The sequence below is a fragment of the Neobacillus sp. DHD-1R genome (assembly GCF_057747995.1).
Genome location: NZ_CM173232.1, coordinates 1,178,981 through 1,200,889 on the forward strand (window position 1 = coordinate 1,178,981; position 21,909 = coordinate 1,200,889).

General features: G+C 39.2%; 21 protein-coding genes. All 21 read left to right on the forward strand.

Annotation, left to right across the window (positions count from 1 at the left end):
• Positions 1–10 precede the first annotated feature (10 nt).
• The 21 genes from paaX (at position 11) to AC3ANL_RS05640 (ending at position 21,909) form a co-directional block, all read left to right on the forward strand.
• Positions 11–889 carry a phenylacetic acid degradation operon negative regulatory protein PaaX gene (paaX, locus tag AC3ANL_RS05540; protein WP_488328258.1) on the forward strand — a complete coding sequence of 293 codons (879 nt, stop codon included), beginning with the start codon at positions 11–13 and terminating at the stop codon, positions 887–889.
• Between the two features lie 44 nt (positions 890–933).
• Positions 934–1,710, forward strand: a complete 777-nt coding sequence (locus tag AC3ANL_RS05545) for an enoyl-CoA hydratase-related protein (protein WP_488328259.1) — start codon at positions 934–936, stop codon at positions 1,708–1,710.
• A 401-nt stretch (positions 1,711–2,111) separates the two neighbouring features.
• Positions 2,112–3,050, forward strand: a complete 939-nt coding sequence (locus AC3ANL_RS05550) for a Phenylacetic acid catabolic protein (protein ID WP_488328260.1) — start codon at positions 2,112–2,114, stop codon at positions 3,048–3,050.
• Complete coding sequence (locus AC3ANL_RS05555; RefSeq protein ID WP_488328261.1) at positions 3,051–3,371, forward strand: metal-sulfur cluster assembly factor; 321 nt, start codon at positions 3,051–3,053, stop codon at positions 3,369–3,371.
• Positions 3,368–3,598, forward strand: coding sequence for a hypothetical protein (locus AC3ANL_RS05560; RefSeq protein WP_488328262.1), 231 nt, complete (start codon positions 3,368–3,370; stop codon positions 3,596–3,598). The genes AC3ANL_RS05555 and AC3ANL_RS05560 overlap by 4 nt, the downstream gene beginning before the upstream one ends.
• The gene (locus AC3ANL_RS05565) at positions 3,598–4,236 is read left to right on the forward strand and encodes a Phenylacetic acid catabolic protein (RefSeq protein ID WP_488328263.1); all 639 of its coding nucleotides are present in this window, start codon (positions 3,598–3,600) and stop codon (positions 4,234–4,236) included. Before AC3ANL_RS05560 ends, AC3ANL_RS05565 begins: the two co-directional genes overlap by 1 nt.
• The gene (locus AC3ANL_RS05570; protein ID WP_488328264.1) at positions 4,229–4,423 is read left to right on the forward strand and encodes a PaaD-like zinc ribbon domain-containing protein; all 195 of its coding nucleotides are present in this window, start codon (positions 4,229–4,231) and stop codon (positions 4,421–4,423) included. The genes AC3ANL_RS05565 and AC3ANL_RS05570 overlap by 8 nt, the downstream gene beginning before the upstream one ends.
• A complete protein-coding gene (locus AC3ANL_RS05575; protein ID WP_488328265.1) occupies positions 4,410–5,270 on the forward strand; it encodes a 3-hydroxyacyl-CoA dehydrogenase NAD-binding domain-containing protein in 861 nt (286 codons plus the stop codon). The genes AC3ANL_RS05570 and AC3ANL_RS05575 overlap by 14 nt, the downstream gene beginning before the upstream one ends.
• Positions 5,260–6,012 (forward strand): 3-hydroxyacyl-CoA dehydrogenase family protein, encoded by a 753-nt coding sequence (locus tag AC3ANL_RS05580; RefSeq protein WP_488328266.1) that lies wholly within the window; start codon positions 5,260–5,262, stop codon positions 6,010–6,012. Before AC3ANL_RS05575 ends, AC3ANL_RS05580 begins: the two co-directional genes overlap by 11 nt.
• On the forward strand, positions 6,009–7,208 hold the full coding sequence (locus AC3ANL_RS05585) for a thiolase family protein (protein WP_488328267.1): 1,200 nt from the start codon (positions 6,009–6,011) through the stop codon (positions 7,206–7,208). Before AC3ANL_RS05580 ends, AC3ANL_RS05585 begins: the two co-directional genes overlap by 4 nt.
• A 13-nt stretch (positions 7,209–7,221) precedes the next feature.
• Complete coding sequence (locus AC3ANL_RS05590) at positions 7,222–8,715, forward strand: aldehyde dehydrogenase family protein (RefSeq protein WP_488328268.1); 1,494 nt, start codon at positions 7,222–7,224, stop codon at positions 8,713–8,715.
• Positions 8,716–8,748: 33 nt separating this feature from the next.
• Positions 8,749–9,546 carry an enoyl-CoA hydratase/isomerase family protein gene (locus tag AC3ANL_RS05595; protein WP_488328269.1) on the forward strand — a complete coding sequence of 266 codons (798 nt, stop codon included), beginning with the start codon at positions 8,749–8,751 and terminating at the stop codon, positions 9,544–9,546.
• A gap of 127 nt (positions 9,547–9,673) precedes the next feature.
• Complete coding sequence (locus AC3ANL_RS05600; RefSeq protein WP_488328270.1) at positions 9,674–11,251, forward strand: benzoate-CoA ligase family protein; 1,578 nt, start codon at positions 9,674–9,676, stop codon at positions 11,249–11,251.
• Positions 11,252–11,781: 530 nt separating this feature from the next.
• Complete coding sequence (locus AC3ANL_RS05605) at positions 11,782–12,999, forward strand: ABC transporter substrate-binding protein (RefSeq protein ID WP_488328271.1); 1,218 nt, start codon at positions 11,782–11,784, stop codon at positions 12,997–12,999.
• A 106-nt stretch (positions 13,000–13,105) separates the two neighbouring features.
• Positions 13,106–13,972 (forward strand): branched-chain amino acid ABC transporter permease, encoded by an 867-nt coding sequence (locus tag AC3ANL_RS05610; protein WP_488328272.1) that lies wholly within the window; start codon positions 13,106–13,108, stop codon positions 13,970–13,972.
• On the forward strand, positions 13,972–14,973 hold the full coding sequence (locus AC3ANL_RS05615; RefSeq protein ID WP_488328273.1) for a branched-chain amino acid ABC transporter permease: 1,002 nt from the start codon (positions 13,972–13,974) through the stop codon (positions 14,971–14,973). Before AC3ANL_RS05610 ends, AC3ANL_RS05615 begins: the two co-directional genes overlap by 1 nt.
• 10 nt (positions 14,974–14,983) lie before the next feature.
• A complete protein-coding gene (locus AC3ANL_RS05620; protein WP_488328274.1) occupies positions 14,984–15,754 on the forward strand; it encodes an ABC transporter ATP-binding protein in 771 nt (256 codons plus the stop codon).
• Positions 15,747–16,442 carry an ABC transporter ATP-binding protein gene (locus AC3ANL_RS05625; protein WP_488328275.1) on the forward strand — a complete coding sequence of 232 codons (696 nt, stop codon included), beginning with the start codon at positions 15,747–15,749 and terminating at the stop codon, positions 16,440–16,442. Before AC3ANL_RS05620 ends, AC3ANL_RS05625 begins: the two co-directional genes overlap by 8 nt.
• Before the next feature lie 127 nt (positions 16,443–16,569).
• Positions 16,570–18,357, forward strand: coding sequence for a helix-turn-helix domain-containing protein (locus AC3ANL_RS05630; protein WP_488328276.1), 1,788 nt, complete (start codon positions 16,570–16,572; stop codon positions 18,355–18,357).
• Between the two features lie 177 nt (positions 18,358–18,534).
• Positions 18,535–19,857, forward strand: coding sequence for a phenylacetate--CoA ligase family protein (locus AC3ANL_RS05635; RefSeq protein ID WP_488328277.1), 1,323 nt, complete (start codon positions 18,535–18,537; stop codon positions 19,855–19,857).
• 18 nt (positions 19,858–19,875) lie between these two features.
• Positions 19,876–21,909: a hydantoinase/oxoprolinase family protein gene (locus AC3ANL_RS05640; RefSeq protein WP_488328278.1), complete on the forward strand. Its 2,034-nt coding sequence runs from the start codon at positions 19,876–19,878 to the stop codon at positions 21,907–21,909.

The following is a 21,909-nucleotide window of genomic DNA, read 5'->3' on the forward strand; positions in this document are numbered from 1 at the left end:
GGTGGCAGCAATGAAACCTAGATCGCTAATGTTTACTCTTTATGGAGAGTACATTCAATATTATGGAGGAGAAATCTGGGTTGGAAGTTTAATTCAGTTAATGAGTGCCTTTGGTATTTCAGAGTCCTCTGTTCGCGGGGCTATTTTAAGAATGGTTCAAAAGAATTTATTGCAAGTAAGGAAAAGGGGAAATAAAAGCTACTACTCTGTTACAGAAAAAGGTAGAAGAAGAGTGGAGGATGGGGTGACAAGGGTCTATGCTGCTCCGCGGCCTGCATGGGATGGCAAGTGGAGAATTTTAAGTTATTCCTTTCCTGAGGAGAAACGTGAGCTGCGGAATGAAATTCGAAAAGAGCTTACATGGACAGGCTTTGGTATGATTTCAAATAGTACGTGGATCAGCCCGAACCCACTTGAAAATCAAGTAATGGAAATGATTAAGAATTATCATATCGAGGAAAACACCATTTTATTTAGCTCCTCTGATATGATCTCGCACACAAGTGAAGGAATTATTGAAAGGGGTTGGGACCTGGAACAGGTTTCTGACAATTATCATCAATTTATGGAAAAGTATACCGCGGAGTTTGGAGTTTTACGTGAAAAGGCGTTAACAAATACCTTAACGGACGAAGAATGCTTCATAAAACGAACTTCCATCGTGCATGAATATCGAAAATTTCTCTTTCAAGATCCCGGTTTTCCACGCGATTTGTTACCAGCGGATTGGGCAGGAACAAAGGCTAGAGAACTATTTTGGAATATTCATCAGTTAATATCGATACCGTCCATTCGTTATTTTGAATCTATCTATGAAGGGGCTCCGGACCAAGAAATAAAACCGATGCGAGACAAAGCGATTAATCCTTTTAAAGAAGTTTATGTATGATAACCATCCTAAACTAATAATCTCCTAATGAGGAGGAAAACGAATTGCAAAAAGTAGACTTACGGGTAGACAATCATTTAGCAATTGTAACCATTAATCGTCCAGAACAATTAAATTGCTTTGATTATGAAACGCTTACTCAATTAGAAGCAGTGATAGATGGAATTAAATTAGAGAAGGACATAAGAGTTGTTATTATAACTGGAGCTGGAGAAAAGGCATTTAGTGCTGGGGCAGATTTACGGGAAAGACGGACACTCAATGAAAAAGAAGTCAGAAGAAACGTCAATATGATACGGGATGTTTTCACAAAAATTGAAGAGTTACCGCAGCCAACCATTGCTGCTGTGAATGGGTATGCACTTGGCGGCGGGCTTGAGCTTGCCTTAGTATGTGACTTCCGGATTGCAGTTAAAGAAGCCATAATGGGCCTAACTGAAGTGAGTTGGGGGATTATTCCTGGTGCAGGTGGTACACAGCGCTTAACTCGATTAATTGGACCTTCAAGGGCTAAAGAATTAGTTTTAACCGCGAGAAAAATAGAAGCTTATCAGGCTTTTGAGTTGGGTCTAATTAATAAGGTCGTGGAACGCAGCGATTTATTAGATGCTTCAATAGAATTAGCTGACGAAATGTTGAAGAATGCGCCATTGGCTATTACACAAGCAAAGTATGCCATCAATTATGGCAGCAATGTTGATTTGAAAACTGGATTAGCGATTGAATCAAAGGCATATGAGGTGATTATTCCAACAACAGATCGAATTGAAGCATTAGAGGCTTTTAAGGAAAAACGCCAGCCCAATTTTAAAGGAGAATAGAAAGAAGCCTTACTTTTTAAGTCTATTAAAATAGTAAGCAAAAAACGACGCCTAGTCATAAAGAGGCGTCGTTTTTTAATAATATCAGAATTTATAAATTTTGACTTCGAGAATTGTCCAGCTCCAGCGCCCTAGCGGCTAGTGTCCTTCGCTCTCCGCCCTACGATAAGTCAACATCGAATCGCCTTCGGCTCTTCGTGTTTCCTTTATCTCAGTTGGAGCGCTCCAGGCCATACGCCGCTGACCAGGGCGCTTGCGCTTTTCTTTTAATAAAGTAAAATTATGTTTTTAATATTAACAACATAAAAACATAATAAATGTATTGACAGACAATTTAAAATAATCTATATTATCTAATATAGACGATGAATAAAAAAACGTAATAAGGTGAGGCGATCCATATGAGTCAGACGGAAATTTTAATCGATAAAATTCAGAAAGGATTTATGCTTGAGTGTTTAGATGATATGAATGAAGAGTATCTTCGAGCATTAAAACAAACATTGACGATTGTTGGTGACACAGAGCTACTAAGTGTTCCCCCTCTTTTAACCGTTTATAATGAAGCGCCCAATCTAAATTATAAAATTACCGCTCTAGCCGTTATTCAAGACGAGATTGGCCATGCACATATTGCCTATCGATTGTTGGAGGATCTAGGAGAAGATGTCGAAGAACTCCTATATGAACGCCCGGCAAACAGATGGAAAAACCCCTATGCCTTTGATTTTAAATTAGATAATTGGATTGAACTTGGTGTATTTAATGGTTTATTTGACCGCTCTGGTTACACCCTTCTAGGTGACGCCTATCAACATACATCCTATGGACCCTGGAAACGAGCACTTGTGAAAGTTGACAAAGAAGAATTGTTTCACCTAAGAAATGGTGAAATTATCATGAAGGCAGGTATGAAAAATCCTGATACAGCAAAGCAAGTCCAAGAAGCAGTCGACTGGATGTTCTTAATGGCGTTAGAATTTTTTGGGGTTGCCGACAATCTTAAGAGCCGTTCAGCACAATTAGATTATAAGCTCAAAGGAAAAACCAATGATGAACTAAGACAAAAATGGTTGTCTACAGCAGTTCCATTTTGTGAATCGATTGGAGTAAAGGTGCCGGCACACTTTGATGAGGCCCAAGAAAAGTTTGTGCTAGACGTTCCTTTTCCTTGTAAATTTGATGTAGAAAATAAAAAATGGCTGCTCGATCAACCTGACACATGGCAAGGTGTGATTGAACGTTTTAAAAAACGCGGTCCACAAAACCAAGAGTTTGTGAGCAGAATTCAAAAAGGTTTCCATGAACTTGAAGAGCTGCGCGCTGAGGAGGTTAGTTAAATGCTAACAATCGAGACTGAGAAATATTGGAATGCATTGTCAGAGGTAATGGATCCGGAGTTCCCAATCAGTGTGGTAGATATGGGGTTAATCTATGATATTACTAAAGTTGATGAGGGGAAAATCGCTGTAAGAATGACGTACACATCAACAGGTTGTGGCTGTATGCAATGGATTGAAAACGATATCAAGGAACGGCTCCTTCAAGAAGATGATATTGATGGAGTGGAAATTGAAGTAGTCTGGAGTCCGCCTTGGACCGTCAACAATATGAGTGATAAAGGAAGAGAAAAACTTAGAACCTGGGGTGTTAGCTCATGAATAAAAAGAACCAGAAACCAGAATATCTTCTGTTTACGCGGATCAACCGAGGCGATGATTTGATTCAAGTTGGTTCATTTCAAGCCGAGACGGATGAACTTGCAAAGGTTTATGCGCAATATATTTACGATGAAGAAGACTGGGTTGAAATGCAAGTAGTCCGAAAAGATGCATTTATTACTGTTCGCCTTCCAGAACCACTATTTGAAAAAGAGGGTGTGAATTAATGGAAATAGTAAACAATTTATCTCTAATTCAACTAGCAGAAACGATTGCGGATAACAAATTTATTTTAGGTGACCGCCTAGTTGAAATTGGTATTAGCGGTCCTAATTTAGAAGCGACGCTTTCTTCTATTGCGATGGCTCAAGCAGAACTTGGTCATGCGCGGCTCATGTATAAATGGGCAAATGAATTGCAAGGTTTAAATAGCAGCAAAGTAGAAATTAAAAACCAAACAGGAAAGGCATTTCCTTCTATTGTCCTTTCATCTAATTGGATTAGCTTGATAGCAGGTGTATATGCAATCAATGTAGCTGTGGATCTTGTTATAAAGGCAATATTAAAGGCAAACCATCCAGAGCTAAATACTCCATTTAGCAAGTTGATAAAAGAACAAGAGGAACATCTGCTTTACTCAAAGAGCTGGTGCAAACAATTGCTGAATGATAAAGGTGCCGTTCCAAGAACATTTGTCCATGAGCTGGAAAAAATAACGGAAGAAGCTTTACAGTGGTTAAATAATGTGGAAAATGACACTCTATTAATTTCTGAAAAAATAATCTTGGAAAAAAGCAATCTTGTAAACGTATACAAAGAAACCATCAAAACGCTGACAACCCTTGGGGATGTACAACATGTCTGAGGATAATAAAAAAATCCAATGCTCCTTTTGTTCGTCTGAGAATGTAGAAAAAATCTCTGCATTTGGGACAGCTCAATTAGTAAGGCAATATTATTGCAACAGTTGTCATTCTGTCTTTGAATACATCCGCTGGCAAGCTTCACACTCAAATAATGAGAGGTGTCAGACTTCTAATGAAAGATATTGAAAAAGTCGGGATCGTTGGTTCTGGAACAATGGGTGCAGGGATTGCACAGCTTGTTATTCAGAATGGATATACCGCCATCATTTACGATATCGACCTGGAAACAGTAAGGCGGGCCCAATCAGCGATTGGCTTACGATTAGATCGATTAGTTGAGAAAAAAAGAGCGAGTGCAGAACAAGTTAACGATGCGAAGAAACGTTTACAAATAACAGCTGATTTATCTGACCTCTCGGATTGTCAGCTTGTGATTGAAGCAGCGCCAGAGAACATGGAAATAAAACGGTCCATTTTTAGAAAATTAGAAGAGGTTTGTTCTGAAGAGGCAATATTGACTACGAACACCTCATCACTGTCTATAACAGAAATTTCAGGGCAAATTCAGACATCGGAGCGTGTGGCGGGGTTTCATTTCTTTAATCCAGCCCCAGTCATGCCGTTAGTAGAAGTCATCCATGGTTTAAAAACGGCATCTAAAACCGTAAATACTTTAGTTGAGTTTGCTAAACAGATCCATAAAAGTCCTGTAGTGTGTAAGGATACGCCTGGATTTATTGTCAATCGGGTCGCACGTCCATTTTATGGTGAAGCCTTAAAAATCATGAATGACCAAGGCGCAACGGTAGAACAAATCGATCGAATTATGAAAAGGGCGGGGAATTTTAAGATGGGCCCTTTTGAACTTCAAGATTTAATTGGAATAGACGTCAACTTTGCGGTAACGAAATCCGTACACAGCAGTTTTCATGGCGAGACTCGTTTTCGTCCGCATTACGTTCAAGAGCGTATGGTTCAAGCAGGCAGCTTGGGCAGAAAGACGAAGGGAGGGTTCTTTTCATATGACACCTAAAGGAATCTTGGTTATAGGTGAAAATGGATTAGCAAAAGAGTTTGTACACTCTCTTCGGGAACATGGTTTTGAAAAGGTCGTACTCAATGATTACGAAGCAGTAAATGATATAGAGGTAGTTATTGAGACTAGCAATCTTGATTTAGAACAAAAAAAGCGGAATCTAACAGAAATTGAAGTGCATGTTCCCTCTCAAGCATTGATTTTATCGACCACACTTGCAGTTATGGCTACGGAAGCAGCATCGTGGCTGGCAAAGCCTGAAAGGCTGATTGGGTTTGGGACCTTTTCAAATTTTAATGATGCTAAACTAATTGAAATAGCCCCGGCATTGCAATCCGAGTTGTTTTTTTTACAAATGGCTAAAGAACTGTTTGGGGCGATCGGACAGGAAACGGAAGTGGTCCAGGATGAGGTTGGTCTTGTTTTTCCACGGATCCTTTCGATGATTATTAATGAAGCGGCCTTTTCATTGATGGAAGGTATAGCCTCAGTAGATGACATTGATGAAGCAATGAAAAAAGGAACCAATTATCCGCTAGGGCCATTAGAATGGGCCGAAAAAATCGGTATTGACGATGTTTATGCAGTATTAAGCGGATTACATCGGCAATTTGGTGAAGAAAGATACCGGCCAGCTCCTCTCATTCGCAAACTTGTTCATGCAGGCTGGATTGGTGCTGAAACCGGAAAAGGCTTCTATCACTATCAAAATCGTCAGGTTAGGGAGTATTCAATATGAGGGAAGCTGTCATTATAGATGCAATTCGTACACCGATTGGGAAAGTAAATGGCACCTTATCAAATGTAAGAGCGGATGATTTAGCCGCACATGTGATGAAGCACCTTTTAGCAAGAGTAAATTTGGATCCATCCTTAATAGAGGATGTTTACTTTGGTTGTACGAACCAAGCGGGAGAAGATAATCGAAATGTAGCCAGAATGGGCTTACTATTAGCGGGAATCCCTGAATCGGTGGCTGGTGTGACCGTCAATCGCTTATGCGGTTCTGGTTTAGAGGCAGTGAATCAAGCTGCTTCAGCGATAAAGGCCGGACTTGGAGACGTCTTTCTGGCTGGTGGGACGGAGAATATGACTAGGGCTCCCTATGTCATGATGAAACCCCACTTGGCAAACCCAAGAAGTAACCAAACATTATATGATACAACCATTGGCTGGCGCCTTATTAATCCAGCTTTGGCGAAGGAATATCCTCCTATTAGTCTAGGAGAAACTGCCGAGAATGTTGCAGAACAGTATAACATTTCCAGAGAAGAGCAGGATGAGCTGGCACTAAGCAGTCAGTTAAAAGCAGCCGCAGCAATTGAAAGTGGACGATTCCATGATGAAATTATCCCAATTGAAATTCCTCAGAAAAAAGGGGCACCGATTGTTTTTCAAACGGATGAACATGTTCGCCCTGCCACTACATGGGAGGCGCTGTCAAAGCTTAAACCAGTATTTAAAGAGGGAGGAACCGTTACTGCAGGAAACGCATCCGGTATTAATGATGGAGCAAGTGCTCTCTTAATAATGGAAAAAGAACTGGCAGAAAAGCTGGGGTTAAAACCGCTAGCTAGAATTGTTACTTCTGCTGTGGCGGGTGTAGACCCGGCCTATATGGGAATTGGACCTGTTCCAGCCACCAGAAAGGCATTACAAAGGGCAGGATTATCCGTAAACGATCTGGATTTAATTGAAATAAATGAAGCATTCGCTGCTCAATCTGTAGCATGTATAAAAGAGCTCGGGTTTGATCTGAACAAAGTAAACGTAAATGGCGGAGCCATTGCCCTTGGTCATCCGCTGGGCTGCAGTGGGGCAAGAATATTAACCACACTTGTTCATGAGATGCAAAAACGTGATTGTCGTTATGGCCTAGCAAGTATGTGTATTGGGGTTGGGCAAGGAATATCGACCATTATCGAAAAAATGTAAAGGGGTTATCGTAATGTTAAAAACTACGACGTTAAAGGAAGAATACCAGCTTTTCATTAATGGAGAATACAGCAATAGCAGTAATAACCAATTCTTTGAAACCCATAATCCTGCCACAGGAGAAGTGTTAGCAAAGGTGGCAAAAGCAACGAAAGAAGATGTTGACCGTGCCGTGGATGCAGCAAGGAAGGCTTTTGATTCGGGAAAGTGGCCGAAGCTGACACCGGCAAGACGGGCAAGAGTCCTTAATAAAATTGCTGACATAATGAGACAGCGCTTTAACGAACTTGTTGAGGCAGAAGTTTTAAATACCGGGAAAACCGTTGCGGCGGCACAAGGGCAAATTGGTCAGGCAATCGAGGATTTTGAATTTTATGCGGCCGCCATTTCGACACATGCTGGACGTACAAACCCAGTGCCAAACGGATTCTTTAACTATACGGTGAAGGAGCCTGTAGGGGTGTGCGCCCAGATTGTTCCGTGGAATTATCCCTTGATGATGGCGGCATGGAAGGTAGCCCCGGCATTAGCCGCTGGGTGTACGATTATTTTAAAGCCAGCAAGTTATACCCCGATTACAGCGTTCATGCTTGCTGATATTTGTCATGAAGCTGGAGTGCCAGTGGGCGTAGTGAATGTATTAACAGGAAGCGGTTCAGAAATCGGGCCCTATTTAACGGAACATGCTGGTGTCGATAAGGTGGCCTTTACAGGTGAAACCGAAACGGGAAAAGATATCATGGCACGTGCATCGCAAACCCTTAAACGTGTAACCCTTGAGCTTGGCGGAAAGTCACCGAGTATTGTCTTTGACGATTGTGACATAGAGGCTGCTGTTGTAGGATCCATTTATGGGATATTTTACAATTCCGGTCAATCATGTGAAGCAAGGTCAAGAATTTTTGTTCAAGAAAATGTCTATGATGAATTTTTGACAAGATTTATTGAAAAGGCTAGAAAGTTAAAAGTTGGTGATCCGTTTAACAAAGAAACCCACATGGGTGCATTAATCTCAAAAAGTCATGAACAGACAGTCGATGGTTACGTTAAACTTGCGATTGAAGAAGGCGGAGAAATCCTATTTGGCGGCAGCAGGCCTGAAGGACAGGAGTTCGAAAATGGCTACTGGTATCAACCAACCATTATTGGAAATGTAAACAATGATATGAGAATTGCCCAAGAAGAAGTTTTTGGTCCAGTCGTTGTGGTAATGAAGTTTAAAGATGAATCAGAAGTGTTAAAGCAAGCAAATGACTCCATTTTTGGATTGGGCTCAGCCGTATGGACAAAAGACAATGGAAGGGCGCATCGAGTTGCCGCTGGAATCCGTGCAGGCATTGTGATGGTGAATAGTCCGATTTCAGCCTTCCCGGGAACACCGTTTGGAGGGTATAAACAATCAGGATTTGGCCGGGAATTATGTATTGAAACTCTTGATCTTTATACAGAAACAAAGAGTGTGGTTTCCTATATTGGAGCTAAACCATTGAATATTTTCGGAATTTAATTAATTTTTAAATAAATTTTAGGAGGAATTTAAATGACAAACGTTCAATTAGAAACAAAGACATTAACAGTGAAAAAGGAAAAAGGGATTGCAGAGGTTCATATTCACGTAAACAAAACAAATGCCTATGACTTGGAATACTATAAGGAACTAAATGCAGCAATCGATGATATTCGTTTTGATAGTGATATCAAAGTAGTTGTGTTGATGAGTGATATGCCTAAATTCTTCTCTGCAGGAGCAAATATTAACTTTCTAAAAGCAGCAGAGCCGCGCTTTAAAACACAATTTTGCCTTTTCTGTAATGAGACATTAGATAAGATTGCCCGCTCTCCGCAAATTTGGATCGCTTGTCTTGAAGGGCATACAGTTGGCGGCGGCCTTGAAATGGCATTAGCATGTGACCTGCGTTTTATGGGCGACCAAGCAGGTAAGATTGGTCTGCCTGAAATTACCCTTGGTGTCTTAGCTGGTACTGGCGGTACGCAACGTTTAGCACGACAAGTCGGTCATTCTAAAGCCCTTGATTTGAACCTGACAGGTGAAACATTAACACCACAGGAAGCCTTGAATATTAAATTAGTTGACCGTGTTTATCCGCAGGAAGAAACACGTGCTAGAACGCTAGAATATGCAAGAAAGATTGCTAATAGTGCTACCTATGCTGCTTCTAATATTAAGCTATCCATTATGAATGGAAAAGAAATGCCGCTAAATGTAGCCATTCGCTATGAAGGTGAATTACAAAATCTATTATTCCGTTCTGAAGATGCAAAAGAGGGATTAAGTGCTTTTATTGAGAAACGTCCTGCAGAATGGTCCGGTAAGTAATTTTTCACAAGGGGCTGGCTATGCGAAATAGCCAGACCCTATTCTTTCTTTAGTTATAACCCTACTAGAATCGGCAAACTGAATAATCTGGAGTAGCGAGTTCCAATTTCCTATTGGGGGTTAAAGCATGCAAGAATCAGTTCAAGCGTTAAGAGGAGTAAAAGAATTTTATAACAGTGCAAATGTGTTTTTAGACGGAAATATTGAAAAGGGTCTTGCTAATAAGGTGGCCATTTATAGTGAGGATGATCAAGTTACCTATCAAGATGTCTTGTTAAGGGCGAATAAATTTGGTAACGCTCTCAAAGGAATTGGTATTGAAAGGGAAAATCGTATCCTTCAGGTTGTCTATGATTCCCCTGAATTTATTTATTCTTTTTTTGGGGCCGTTAAAATCGGCGCGGTTCCAATCCCTGTTAATACTGCAATGAAACCACAAGACTATGAATACTTTCTCAATCACAGCCGTGCCAAAGTATTATTGATCCAAGAAGAGGTATGGAACGAAATAAAAGAAAACAGAGAGCGATTTATTTATCTAAAAGATGTTATTGTCATATCAGAGAAGGGCTATCGTGATCCGGATGGTATCGATTATTATGAGTTTATTCAACCTGCTACATCTGATTTGGAAGTAGAGCGAACCAATTCAGAAGACTCTGCATTTTGGCTTTATAGCTCTGGAAGCACGGGGAATCCAAAGGGTGTAGTCCACATTCAAAGAAGTATGGAAATAGCCTATCGAAACTATGCGGAAAAAGTACTCAAAATTAGTGAGAACGACCGAACCTTTTCGGCATCGAAATTATATTTTGCTTACGGGCTGGGGAATGGGATGTACTTCTCATTCGGTGCAGGCGGTTCAACGATTTTATTAAAGGGACGTCCAACACCAGAAAATATCTTTAGTGTTATTGAAAAACAAAAGCCTACGATCTTTTTTGGAGTGCCCACCTTGTATGGCTCTTTGATTCAACACGTTGAAAAAACAGGTGTACTTCCTGATCTTTCGTCCGTTAGAATTTGCGTGTCTGCTGGTGAAGCACTGCCAGCCACTTTTATTCAAAAGTGGAAAGAGTTATTTAACATTGAAATTTTAGATGGAATTGGTTCAACCGAAGCCTTACATATTTTTCTATCTAATAATATTGGGGAAATTAAGGCAGGAAGCACGGGAAAAGTTGTACCAGGTTATAAAGCAAAAATTCTAAATGAAGAATCAAGGCCGGTCGCTGTAAATGAAATTGGTGACCTGGTCATAAAAGGTGATAGCGTGAGTGTGGGTTACTTTTGTAACTTAGCAGAAAATCAAAGTAAATTCCACGGTGAGTGGATGTATACAGGCGATAAATATTATCAGGATGAAGACGGGTACTTTTGGTATTGCGGCCGCTCTGATGATATGTTGAAGGTGGGCGGTATTTGGGTTTCGCCTATTGAAATAGAGTCAACCCTGATTAGACATGAGTATGTTCTGGAGGTCGCAGTAGTAGGAGCGAAAAATGAGAATAATCTCGTTTACCCAAAAGCATTTATTGTATTACGGGACGGAATTGACCCAACGGAAGACCTAAAGGTGGATCTCAAGCTTTTTGTTAAACAAAATCTGGCGCCTTATAAATACCCAAGAGAAATTGAATTTATCTCAGAATTGCCTAAAACAACCACTGGCAAAGTCCAGCGGTTTAGGTTGAAACAAGCATAATTTTTAAAGCAAAAAGTGGATGTCCCAAAAGGGTCTGACCTCACGTTTAACACTCAATATATAGTCACTTTAAAAAGTGCAGCGATATGTTGAAGTGGCGGGGGTCAGACCCTTTGCTTTGGGACCATTTTTTTATCATCCATCTTCTATCATAGATATAAATACCTATAATATGATGTGTATTTTATTTTAGAGAAATAAAAACATAATTGCTTTATTGGGAATAATTACGATAAAATATACCTATTTTTAGAAACAAACCATTATTATCGTTAGCTTATTTTCACTTATATTGTTGTTAAATTAAGATAAAAGTGATAAATCTACCAATTGCTAAATTATTATTTAGCTAGAATATGGAGGATTATCTTGTTTTATTTTTCATTACGATTTTCTGATTAGAGTAAGAAAAAGATATTGTAAATGAACGGCATAAACAATATAATAATATTAGAAATGTTCTAAATATTTAAAAAGGAAGGAGCTAAATTTTACTTTTGGAAGCGTTCACAAAAAAACAGGGGGTAATTATGAAAAACTTTAAAAGAACTGGATCGCTCTTTATTCTATTAGTCCTATTGCTTACGGCCTGTAGTGGAGGGGCCATTAGCACTACTACTTCTAAAGAGAAAACAAAAGAGAAAACTAATGACAATACTCCTATTAAAATTGGAGCCTTGCTCCCTTCTACTGGTGTATACGCATCATTAGGTGAGAACTTACTAAATGGTATGAACCTATACTTTGAAGAACAAAACTTTGAAGTGGCCGGCAAAAAAATTGAGATTATTCATGAAGATTCAGAAGCAGATCCACAGGTAGCTTTAAGAAAACTTAGAAAATTAACGGATCAAGACCAAATTGACATTTTAACAGGACCAGTCAGCACAGCGGTTGCCTATGCTATTCGTGATGAAGTAGACAGCAAAAAACTTCCTTTCTTAGATTCCCATGCAGGCGGGAATGATCTAACTAGGGCAAAGAGAAGCAATTACATCTACCGTTCCTCGTTTAGTTCATGGCAAATCGGTCACTCAATGGGGGAATGGGCATACAAAAACGTTGGGAAGAAAATCTATGTTACGGCTGCTGACTATGCATTTGGGCATGAAGTTGCAGAAGCATTTAAAGAGGCCTATACAAAAGCCGGCGGACAAATTGCTGGTGAAGTATACCCGCCACTAGGAAACAATGACTATTCCTCTTATCTAGGTAAAATGAATACTGAAGGTATTGATGGTATTTATGCCTTCTATGCAGGCAGCGATGCTGTAAGATTTGTCCAGCAATATGATCAATACGGGTTAAAAGGGAAAATACCGTTAATTGGCTCGGGGTGGCTGACTGCTGAAGATGTCCGGCCGCAGCAAGGCAATTCACCGGATGGAATTAAGGCGTCAATTTTCTGGGATTATAGTTTAGATACGAAGGAAAATCAGACATTTATCAAGGCCTACGAGAAGAAATATAACAAACGCCCAAGTATTGAATCAGCTGAAGGATATGATGCCGCTATGATTATAACAGAAGCTATTAAAAAATTAGACGGTGATGTAAGTGATCCAGATAAAGTGATTGACGCCATTTCTTCGATTGAAATTAACAGTCCAAGAGGACCAATTAAGTTTGATAAAGAAACACACAATGTCATTCAAAACCTTTATATTGTTGAAACGGGTATTGTTAATGGAAAAACAGAGAATAAAGTAATTGATACCATTCCTCAAGTCGTTGATCCAGGAAAATAAGGTATTCATTCCTGTGGTGATTTACTATAAGAAAGCTTAAAGAGGCAAGATTTCCTTTGCCTCTTTCTTTTAACAATAAATAGTTTGGATAAGGAGGTTAAACATTTTGAGTGCAATACTATTGCAGTTAATGAATGGATTAAGCTATGGATTTTTACTTTTTATCATTACAAGTGGGATTACCATCGTTTTCGGTATATTAGGCGTTTTAAACCTGGCGCATGGTTCATTGTATGTACTAGGTTCCTATATTGGCTACTCGCTAATCATGAAGGCAGGCTTACCATTTTGGGTGGCCATAATGGCTGTTCCTATTCTGATTGCGATTATAGGATTAGTTTTGGAAATGATCTTGCTCCGGCCTACATACAAGCTGGGACATCTTTCACAGGTGTTATTAACCTTTGGATTAGCCTATATTTTTCACGACATTTTTTCGATGATGTGGGGAAAAAATATTCTTGTTGTAAACCCGCCAGATGGGCTTAACATGTCTTTGGAAATTGCAGGTAATGCCATTCCCGCCTATCGCATCGCATTAATTGTTGTGGGAATTGTGATGGCGATTATCTTATGGTATACCCAGGAAAAGACAAAATGGGGTGCGGTTATCCGGGCAGGATTGTCTGATAAAGAGATGGTCGGAGGATTAGGAGTTAACATTCACTTTGTCTTTACCTGTGTCTTTTTCTTAGGAAGTTTAATGGCTGGCTTAGGAGGCGTCCTTGGTTCCCCTATCCTTGGGGTTTTTCCAGGTATGGAGTTTCAAATTCTCATCCTATCACTGGTTGTTCTTGTAGTCGGTGGACTTGGTTCAGTGACTGGAACCTTTATAGCAAGTTTGCTTGTAGGTTTTGTTGAAACCTTTAGCCGCTATCTCGTGCCTGAACTAAGTTTAATTATTACGTTTGCCCTCATGGCATTGGTACTGGTGATTCGTCCACAAGGTCTAACTGGAAGGAGGGTGGTGTAATGAAGAAGGGGCCAATAAAGGGAACGCTATTATTTTTACTAATGGTACTTGTGCCATTCTTTTTATCTATTTATTACGTAAATATTTTATCGGAAATATTGATTCTTAGTATTTTCGCAGTAAGCTTAAATATTTTAGTAGGGCAGACTGGCATGGTTTCATTGGGTCACGCTGCTTTCTTTGGTGCTGGTGCCTATGCAACAGGGATTGCAGCACTCAAATTTAGCACGAACATTTTTCTCACCCTGGGTGTGGGACTTTTGTTTGCGTTTTTACTGGCTTTGATTATTGGCTTACTGTCTACAAAAGCGCATGGCTTTTATTTTTTAATGCTTACACTAGCCTGCTCGCAAATCTTTTACTCGATTGTGTATCAATGGACAAATGTAACGGGGGGCTCAAACGGATTATCAGGTATCACTCCTTTAGATGTTTTCGCTGATCTCCGCCTTTCGAATCAAGTGTTTGTATACTACTTTATTGTGGTTGTGATCGCGATTCTATTATTCTTGTTGAATCGATTCTTACATTCCCCATTAGGTACTGTATTTATTGGTATAAAAGAAAATGAAGAACGGATGAAATCAATTGGCTATAAGACAGCGTTATATAAAAATATTAGCTTTTTAATTGCTGGTACACTTGGTGGTTTAGCTGGCGGTTTATATGTTGTTTTTAACGGCTTTATCTCACCTGCCGATGTTTATTGGACTGCATCAGGCTCTGTATTAATCATGGTCTTAATCGGAGGTGCCGGTACTTTGTGGGGTCCAGTCATTGGAGCAGCTTTTATTGTGATTTTGGAAACGATTATTAGTTCGTATACGGAGAATTGGATGATGATTATTGGAGTGGCCTTTATACTGTTTGTTATATTTGCCCCCAATGGGATTGTTGGTATTTTCAATAGTGCAAAACGGACTTTATTTAAACGCCAAAAGAATGATCAAGAGGAGTCAAACATAATCGCAATTCAGCAGCAAACTAAAATGGATGGATAGGTGAATGTAGATGAAGAAGGAAAAAATTCTTTCGCTAAAAGGCCTCTCAAAACATTTTGGCGGGATTCAGGTCATTGAAGATGTGACCTTAGAAGTCACTATAGGTGAGCGAGTTGGACTAATTGGACCAAATGGGGCCGGGAAATCAACTTTATTTAATATGATTGCCGGAGATTTACAACCATCTGGGGGAACGATTTGCTATTTTGATGAAATGGTTAATCATTTGCCAAATTACAAACGAACAGAACAAGGGATTGTCCGTACCTTTCAGAAAAATAATTTAATGATGGGCTTAACAGTAAAAGAAAATTTGCTGCTAGTTTTACAGCGGATTAATAAAAAGCATACCCAATGGTGGAAACAGGCGAATAATAAAAATTATCCATTATTATTTGAAAATGTAGAAAAACTGCTTTATGAGTGGGGACTACATGAGCACAGTCATGCAAAGGTTCAGGATCTATCCTATGGTGTTCAAAGGCAAATTGAGATTATTATGGCCATTGCTGGAAAACCAAAGCTACTTTTATTAGATGAACCAACCGCCGGGATGTCCCAAGTGGAAACGGATCAAATCATTGCCTTAATCAATAAATTATCCTCTGATGTGACGATTATGATGATTGAACATGATATTGAGGTATTATTTGGTAACATGGACCGAGTGATCGTTTTGCATGCCGGGACATTGATTGCCGATGGAAGTCCTGAAGTGGTTAGGGAAAATCCAGAGGTTAAAGAAATCTATATGGGGAAGGAGGAGTTGACCAATGCTTAGCTTGAAGGGTGTTCATAGTTATTATGGTGCCAGCCATGTCCTTCATGGAGTGGACCTTGAGGTTAAAAAAGGGAGTGTGGTAACACTGCTTGGCAGGAACGGGATGGGAAAAACCACGACCATACATTCAATCATTGGCTTTGTCGCCAAAAAAGAAGGAGAAATCATACTGGAAGGTGAAAATGTTATCAAACTGAATAGTCATCAAATTGCTAATAAAGGCATCGGCATTGTCCCACAGGGAAGGCGGATATTCGCAAACTTAACCGTGCATGAGAATTTGAGTGTTTTTGCTAGTAAGCATCAGGAGGATTGGAATTTAGAACGGATTTTTGAACTTTTCCCGCGGTTAAAGGAAAGAGAAAAGACTCATGCCGGGAACCTAAGCGGCGGTGAACAATCGATGCTATCGATTGGCCGGGCATTAATGAGAAATCCTAAAATCCTCCTTCTTGATGAGCCGACAGAAGGTTTATCACCTTTAATGGTTGGAGAAGTAATGGAGGTTCTCTTGAAACTTAAGGAATCAGGTATGTCGATGCTTTTAGTAGAGCAAAACATTACGACAGCTTTAAGTATCGCCGACGATGTTTACATTTTAAATAAGGGTGAAATCGTTTATCATGACCACCCTAATGAATTAAGGGAAAATATGAATATTGCATACCATCATTTGGCAATTAGCTAAATGATTAGGTTACATAGGATTTAAGTCATTCGTAAGGTATAACAGCCCTTCATCAATACAATTATCAGAAAATTCAATTCTATTAATGTATTTATTACTCTTTATTAGTCTGATCAGGAGGGATTATATGATCGACAAAGCTAGAGTAACTCTTAATGATAATCAGATCGAGTTACTCCAACAAAGTCTTGAATATCTTCATACGATTCAAGATTGGCAGCTTTTAACGGAAGCTATTGTGATTGAAGGAGTAAAGCAAGTTGGGGGCGGGAAGGGCATGTTCCTTGTGTATGACTTTAGTTTAAAGCAACTGATCCCACAAGCAAGTCTTAACATTGATAAGCGCGAGAAAAAGAGTTTAACAGGAATGACCAAAAAGGTACTGGAAAGAAAAATATCTCAAAAATATTTTAAGGAAACCACCATATATTTTTTTCCCATTACCAGGCAGCATGAAGTTACTAGTGTCTTAGTTATTGAACCCAAACAAGAGGAAAATTTATTAAGAGAACAGATTAATTTAATAAACATCTTTATGCAATCTGTTTCGGTCATTCTTGAAAATTCACGTCTATTTTTAATCATGCAGCGGAAATCAAAAAGTCTCACCTATATAAACCAATTACATCACCTTCTCAATCAATATTCCTATCAGGAGATATTAGCTGAGATGGTTGATAAAGTTGGGGAACTTCTCCAATCCGAAATGGCTGGAATAATGCTTTTTGATCCAAACAAAAATGAACTGGCCCTGCAAAAACCTGCCTTTGGAGTTTGGGATGATACGATTATTCAACAATACAGAGTACCTATGAGTGAAAATAGCAATGCAAAGCATGTATTTCTTACGGGCACCCCAACGATTACTCTAGATGCCAAATTAGATAAACGATATAATCAGCAGTTTATCGATTTATTCAATGCATCCACGTTGATTACGGTACCATTAGTCGTTGATAATAAAAGGATTGGTATTATTCATGCAATCAATAAAAAACAAGGCTATTTTACCCAGGATGATCTGAATTTACTGTTGGAAATTTCGGACCAATTAGGCGTTATTCTAAAAGCAGCTCTTCAAATGGCTTCTAGCGGAAAAGAGAATTATAAACGTTTAGAGATTGAAGGATATTTACTAAATCAGCTTTTTGATTTATTTATCAATATGAATGAAGATAAAGTACAGGAAACGACTAATATTATGAATACCCTTGGTATTTCGTTTACTCCTCGTATTTGTGTGCTTAAAATTGGGTTTTATAGAAAGGGTTTCTGGGTAAGAGATCCAGAGAAAAAGAATGTTAATTTACTCCTCTCAGAAATAAAAAACACAATGAAAAATTCATGTGCAATTTATCGGGATGAAGCAATTGTTGTTCTTTTTCCGCATGTAACGGAAGCAGACTTAATACGGACGGTTAAACAATTACAGGATACCTTGCAGAAAAAAATAATCAACAAGGTACCAGAAATAGAAGTGTATGTCGGAATTGGTGAATCCAAAGATTCTGTTAAATTTGTCGGTGAATCCTATCAACAGGCAGGTCAGATTTTGGCGGTTTTACCATCCATAAAACAAATTGGCCGCGTCGGTTATTTTCCTGCGTGTGGAATGTGGACATTATTGTCTAGTATAACGACCAATGATTCAAAATTAGCAACCGCTTATATAAATTTATATTTAAACAAACTTAATAAAATAAAAGATTCAAACGTAATGAAGGATACTTTACAAGTTTATTTAAAGCATAATGGACAAATAAAAAAGACAGCTGAAGAGTTATTTATTCACCAAAATACATTAAAATATCGCATGGAGAAGATTTTAGAGACAACGGGTTTTGATCTTACAGATTCCGAGGTACGACTAAATTTAAATTTAGCACTTAGACTGGAGCATATGCTTCACAGCTAAACAGAGAGAATGTATCTTATATGATCATTCTTTTTTTTGTGGATTAGAGCCAAAAAAATGTGGCAAATATGTGTACATTTTGTTAATGACCAACATGGTAATGTTAGTTAAGCAGATTTATAATGAAGTTGTAAAATTCAAAATTATAAGAATAATTTCAAAAAGAAGGAGGTCGTCATGTTTTCCTACAAAAGTTCAGTGGAATCGCAGATTCTAAAAGACAGATTACGAGAATTACAGGAAGAAAAACTAAGAAAACAAGTTCAATATGTTTATCAAAAATCCCCTATGTATGCAGCAAAATTTACTGAAGCTGGGTTACATCCCCTAGATATTCAAACCTTAGATGACCTAGAAAAGATCCCTTTCACAGAAAAATGGGAAATAAGACAAAGCCAAGAAAACACTTCGGATTTAGGTTTACATCAATGTACGGATTCGGAAAGCATCATCAGAATTCATTCCTCTTCTGGAACCACAGGAAAACCCACCTACGTTGGAATAACGAAGCATGATAGTGAGATTTGGACCGACATTGTATCTCGTGTTTATTATACAGCAGGGATAAGGCCGCATCATAAAGTTATCTTTGCAATGGGTTTATCCTTTTTCGTTGGCGGACTGCCGTTAAAAGATGGCATTGAACGTCTCGGTGCGACCTTTATACCAATTGGTACAGGGGCATCAGACCGGCTAGTGACAACCGCTTTAAACTTAAAACCCGATGTCTTGTTATGTACGCCATCCTATGCTAATTACCTGGCCGACTATGTCAGTTCGATCGGAAAAAATCCAAAAGAGCTCGGCTTTAAAATAATTGGAACAGGCGGGGAACCCGGCGGCGGCTTACCGGAAGTACGGCAAAAGATTGAACAAGATTGGGGAGCCAGGGTGTTCGAAGCAATGGGGAATGCCGATATGGCACCTGTGCTTTTCTCTGAATGCCCTGAGGGTGATGGCATGCACTTTGTTGCATCAGATTATGTCCTCAGTGAGCTCATTGATCCAGATACAGGGAAAGTAAAACCAATTGAAGATGACAGTACGGGTGAGCTGGTTTATACATCCATTGATCGTGAGTGCGTTCCTTTGTTACGATTCAGGACCAGAGATTTAATATCGATTAAAACAGGAACTTGCGCTTGCGGCCATAAAGGATTCCGAATTCGTTGTATTGGCAGAACAGACGATATGTTAATTATTCGAGGGGTTAATGTCTTTCCTTCTGCTATCAAAGATGTGGTTAGCAGCTTTTATCCACGGACTACTGGCGAAATTCAAATCGTGTTATATCAACCAGGACCAGTTGCTGAACCTCCATTAGAGATCCAAGTGGAATACGGCCCTTCAGTAGAAATGGAAGAATTAGCAGGATTAAAGTTCGAATTGGAAGAACAATTGAGAGCGAAACTCCTGTTTCGGGCCAATATTCTTTTAGTGCCAAATTCAACATTACCTCGATTTGAAATGAAAACAAAGTATGTAAAAGAAGTTTATTAAACTTAGGGAGGTTTACTTATGGCTCAGTACACGGTTGATATTGATACGGGCGGTACCTTTACAGATGGATTTTTTTCATATGGAAACCAATTTGAAGTGGTAAAAGTAGATACAACGCCACATGACTTAACCGTTTGTTTTAATAATTGTATTAATGAGGGAGCAAAACGATTTGGGTTTAAAAATGTAAGCGATTTCTTGAAGAAAACCAAAACAATTCGCTTGTCAACAACTGTAGGCACAAACTCGTTAATTCAGCGGACAGGACCCAAATTAGGAATCATTGTTACGAAAGGGAATGAGAAATCCCTCTATCAAGATGGTCCTAATCCTATTTTAAACTATTTGATTCAGCCAGAGCTCGTTGTTTCTATTGATGAAAAAGTATCAGAAGCAGGCGAAATAATCAAGTCTGTTGATGAAGACGATGTAAAGGCTGCGACCAAAAAGCTTTTGGAACTTGGAACAAGAGTAATTATAGTAAGCCTGGAAAATGCGCATGTGAACAACCAAAACGAAAAATTAGTCAAAAAAATCATCCAAGAGGATTTTCCTAAGCATTATTTAGGAACAAAACCGATTCAATTGGGCAGTGAGATCAGCTCGCGTTCTAATAATGCCATTCGGACCAACGCTGCTGTTGTAAACGCCTACCTACACCGTGATATGGTTAAATACTTGTACAAAGCTGATGAAGGGATGCGTCAACAAGGGTATACAAAACCACTGTTAATTGCACATGCCAACGGAGGTGTTGCTCGTGTTGCCAAAACAAAAGCACTGGACACGTACAATTCCGGTCCTGCTGCCGGATTAATGGGAACGAAGTATATTGGAGCGATGTATGGTCTGGAAAATATCATGTCTGTAGATGTTGGTGGAACCAGTACCGATGTTGGATTAATTTCTGGAGGCGAGCTTACATTTGATGCGGAATCTAAGATTGCTGGAATTCCTGTCCATGCCCCATTAATACATGTTCTTTCCGTTGGAGGCGGCGGGGGTTCCATTGCCAAATCAACAGCTGATGGAAGAATTCAATTAGGGCCTGAGAGTGCTGGTGCTGTACCTGGACCTGCGTGTTTTGACCTTGGTGGTACAAAACCAACAGTAACTGATGCATGTGTTGTCTTAGGATTAGTAGATCCAGAATATTTCTTAGGTGGTACCAAGAAAATTTCCAAACAAAAAGCAACGGAGGCTATTAACAAATGGATCGCCACTCCGTTAAATATTTCCAATGAGGAAGCAGCAACATTGATTGTTGATAAAATTGAGCAAATTGGTGCAGATACATTACAAGAACTTGCTTCAGAAAGAGGAAAAGACATCAGAGAGTTTAAGCTATTTTCTTTCGGCGGCGGGGGCGGACTTTTCTCAGGAGGAATGGCATTAAAAAGTGGAATCAAACATGTTTATTCATTCCCGTTTAGTTCTGTATTTAGTGCCTTTGGTTTATCCACTGCTGATATTTCTCATAACTATCAAGAACGCTTAGACTATCATTATCGTTATAATCAAAACATTGATGATCTCATTGAAACCGCTAATGGATACCTGGAAAATATGAAGAAGCTCTCTCATCGCGATATGAGAGGCGAAGGATTTACTCCTGAATCGATACATTTTGAAGCAGCGATCGAGGCTGTTTCGGAAGATAGTAAAAACAGAAATATTTTTTCTTTGTCAACAGAGTATCTTCAAAAAAATAAGGCTGATCAGCTGCAAACCATGTTGCAAGATATTGCCATTCAATTAAAATCGGACAATTTTATCATTGAGTTTATTCGTTTGAACAGCTATGTAAGCGTATCCCATTTTGCATTACCAACGGTTGAGGTCGAAAATACGAATCCAGTTCCAAAGTCTATTAGAAGTATTTATTGGAAGAACCGTTTTATCGACACCAATATTTTTGATATAGAAGAATTAAGGCCTGGTCACGTGATAAATGGACCTGCCGTTTTAGAAAGTTCGAACACGACGATTGTCGTTCCTGTCGGTGCAAAATTTAAGATGGACCAACATCTAAATGGTGTAATGGAGGTATAA

What these genes read in the sequence shown, in the direction of transcription:
- paaX (WP_488328258.1), top strand. Translation starts at nt 11, where the DNA reads ATGAAACCTAGATCGCTAATGTTTACTCTTTATGGAGAGTACATTCAA.
- AC3ANL_RS05550 (WP_488328260.1), top strand. Translation starts at nt 2,112, where the DNA reads ATGAGTCAGACGGAAATTTTAATCGATAAAATTCAGAAAGGATTTATG.
- AC3ANL_RS05555 (WP_488328261.1), top strand. Translation starts at nt 3,051, where the DNA reads ATGCTAACAATCGAGACTGAGAAATATTGGAATGCATTGTCAGAGGTA.
- AC3ANL_RS05560 (WP_488328262.1), top strand. Translation starts at nt 3,368, where the DNA reads ATGAATAAAAAGAACCAGAAACCAGAATATCTTCTGTTTACGCGGATC.
- AC3ANL_RS05565 (WP_488328263.1), top strand. Translation starts at nt 3,598, where the DNA reads ATGGAAATAGTAAACAATTTATCTCTAATTCAACTAGCAGAAACGATT.
- AC3ANL_RS05570 (WP_488328264.1), top strand. Translation starts at nt 4,229, where the DNA reads ATGTCTGAGGATAATAAAAAAATCCAATGCTCCTTTTGTTCGTCTGAG.
- AC3ANL_RS05575 (WP_488328265.1), top strand. Translation starts at nt 4,410, where the DNA reads ATGAAAGATATTGAAAAAGTCGGGATCGTTGGTTCTGGAACAATGGGT.
- AC3ANL_RS05580 (WP_488328266.1), top strand. Translation starts at nt 5,260, where the DNA reads ATGACACCTAAAGGAATCTTGGTTATAGGTGAAAATGGATTAGCAAAA.
- AC3ANL_RS05585 (WP_488328267.1), top strand. Translation starts at nt 6,009, where the DNA reads ATGAGGGAAGCTGTCATTATAGATGCAATTCGTACACCGATTGGGAAA.
- AC3ANL_RS05590 (WP_488328268.1), top strand. Translation starts at nt 7,222, where the DNA reads ATGTTAAAAACTACGACGTTAAAGGAAGAATACCAGCTTTTCATTAAT.
- AC3ANL_RS05595 (WP_488328269.1), top strand. Translation starts at nt 8,749, where the DNA reads ATGACAAACGTTCAATTAGAAACAAAGACATTAACAGTGAAAAAGGAA.
- AC3ANL_RS05600 (WP_488328270.1), top strand. Translation starts at nt 9,674, where the DNA reads ATGCAAGAATCAGTTCAAGCGTTAAGAGGAGTAAAAGAATTTTATAAC.
- AC3ANL_RS05605 (WP_488328271.1), top strand. Translation starts at nt 11,782, where the DNA reads ATGAAAAACTTTAAAAGAACTGGATCGCTCTTTATTCTATTAGTCCTA.
- AC3ANL_RS05615 (WP_488328273.1), top strand. Translation starts at nt 13,972, where the DNA reads ATGAAGAAGGGGCCAATAAAGGGAACGCTATTATTTTTACTAATGGTA.
- AC3ANL_RS05620 (WP_488328274.1), top strand. Translation starts at nt 14,984, where the DNA reads ATGAAGAAGGAAAAAATTCTTTCGCTAAAAGGCCTCTCAAAACATTTT.
- AC3ANL_RS05625 (WP_488328275.1), top strand. Translation starts at nt 15,747, where the DNA reads ATGCTTAGCTTGAAGGGTGTTCATAGTTATTATGGTGCCAGCCATGTC.
- AC3ANL_RS05630 (WP_488328276.1), top strand. Translation starts at nt 16,570, where the DNA reads ATGATCGACAAAGCTAGAGTAACTCTTAATGATAATCAGATCGAGTTA.
- AC3ANL_RS05635 (WP_488328277.1), top strand. Translation starts at nt 18,535, where the DNA reads ATGTTTTCCTACAAAAGTTCAGTGGAATCGCAGATTCTAAAAGACAGA.
- AC3ANL_RS05640 (WP_488328278.1), top strand. Translation starts at nt 19,876, where the DNA reads ATGGCTCAGTACACGGTTGATATTGATACGGGCGGTACCTTTACAGAT.